The 1,891-nt window shown below is 34.2% G+C and carries 2 protein-coding genes; both read right to left on the bottom strand.

All coding sequences use genetic code 11. From position 1 onward, the window contains the following. Positions 1-160: 160 nt before the first annotated feature. Positions 161-1,309 carry an IS200/IS605 family element RNA-guided endonuclease TnpB gene (gene tnpB / locus EG2_RS18105; protein ID WP_002287525.1) on the bottom strand — a complete coding sequence of 383 codons (1,149 nt, stop codon included), beginning with the start codon at positions 1,307-1,309 and terminating at the stop codon, positions 161-163. Positions 1,310-1,325: 16 nt separating this feature from the next. Continuing rightward, positions 1,326-1,730, bottom strand: coding sequence for an IS200/IS605-like element ISEfa4 family transposase (gene tnpA / locus EG2_RS18100; RefSeq protein ID WP_002287522.1), 405 nt, complete (start codon positions 1,728-1,730; stop codon positions 1,326-1,328). Positions 1,731-1,891: the final 161 nt, after the last annotated feature.

Here is a 1,891-nt window from a genome sequence, read left to right as displayed (position 1 = left end):
GTGAACTACTCACCACTTAGCTAAACCTGACGGTTCTTAACGCTTGAAGTGGGAGCTTCTTGGGAATAGAGCATACTTGATAGCGTATTTCTTTACTAACAGCGGTGTCTCTTATTTACCAAGCTATCCCCGTAGTTCCTACGGTTCTTGATGATTGGATCTAAGCCAATCCCATAGAATGTAGTCTTAGACCTTCGGTCAGAATATTGATACTAGCATTGATATCACGATCATGATGAGTATGACAAACAGGACAAGTCCATTCTCGAATTTCAAGAGATTTCTTGCCATCTTTATGTCCGCACTCTGAACAAATCTGACTAGACGGAAACCATTTATCTACTTTGATGATTTTTCGTCCATACCAGTCAGCCTTGTATTGTAATTTAGTCACAAACTTTGACCAAGAAACATCAGAAATACTTTTAGCTAATTTATGATTTCGCAACATACCTTTTGTGTTTAAGTCTTCAATACAGATAATATCGTGATTTTTGATCATTTCTGTACTCAACTTATTCAGAAAATCAGTACGTTGATTCATTACTTTTTCATGCAATCTAGCTACTTTGCGTTTTTGTTTTTGATAATTTTTAGCTTCAAATAGATTGGTACCTTTATTTTTAGCCAATAAAGCACGCCTAGACAATTTGCGTTGTTCACGCTTTAGTTTCTTTTCCATTTTGGACGTGAATTTATTATTATCAATTTTTTGTCCATCAGAAAGAATCGCAAAGTCCATAATACCTAAGTCAATACCAATTGTGGAATTAGTTTTAGGTAATTCGATAATTTCTTCTTTACACAACAAAGAAATATAGTATTTACCGCTAGAATGACGTGATATTGTAGCAGATTTGATAATCCCTTTTGGTTGTCTATGAAGCTTAATTCTTACTAATGACTTCAATTTAGGAACTTTGATGAATTTACTATCAATCAAAGCAACTGTACCATTTTGATTATTCGTTGTATAACTCTGAACAGGATTTTTCTTACTTTTGAAACGTGGAAATCCAACGGATTTATCCCGAAAAAAATTCTTGTATGCTTTATCTAAATTAAGTTGGGCATTGGCTAAAGCAAGGCTATCAATTTCTTTCAAAAACGGAAATTCTTTCTTGTATTTAGCTGGTGTCGGAAAAGTCATTTTTTTAGAAGAATCATTTTTAACTTCTTCATACGCCTTTTTTCGGTCATCAAGCATTAGATTGTAGACCTTACGGACACAACCAAAAGATTTGGCAAAGAAGATTTCTTGTTCCTCTGTTGGATAGATTCTGAATTTGTATGCTTTTAGTTGTTCCATAAAGTTCACCTACTTTCTATTTATGATTGTTTCCTTGATTTTGGATATACTTCTTAATCACATCAATTGGTGCGCCACCAGTTGTCAGAAGACAAAAACTTTTAGACCAGAACATTTCTTTCCAAAGAAATTGTTTGACTCTTGGAAAGTCACGTTTTATCAATCTTGAGCTGGCACTTTTATAGGCATTGATGAATTTTGTCAATTCTGTTTTAGGTTGAGCTTTGAACATAATATGAACGTGGTCTTTATCATGATTCCACTCCACTAAAGTAATGTGATACGATTCTGAAATTCTTTCAAAAGTAGTTTTGGCATAATCAGATATTTCATCATCAATCACTTGTCTACGATATTTCGTTACTAAAACAAGGTGGTAATAAAGAAGAAATACTGAATGATTATTTGTATCTAATTCCATGTTATATCAACTCATTTCTTGTATAGACTGATTGTAACATGGGACAAAATAAAAAGGCAATACGCCTTAGTTGTCGGTCTTCGAGTTACCAACGGTAACCCTCATACCGAACGGCATTCATCACCCACCTATAGAGGATGGGCGACTTCTGCCTAATTCTG

Source organism: Enterococcus gallinarum NBRC 100675, assembly GCF_001544275.1.
Taxonomy (GTDB): Bacteria; Bacillota; Bacilli; order Lactobacillales; family Enterococcaceae; genus Enterococcus_D; species Enterococcus_D gallinarum.
The sequence above is the reverse complement of the archived record's forward strand: the minus strand, read 5'-3'. Positions and strand labels throughout refer to the sequence as shown.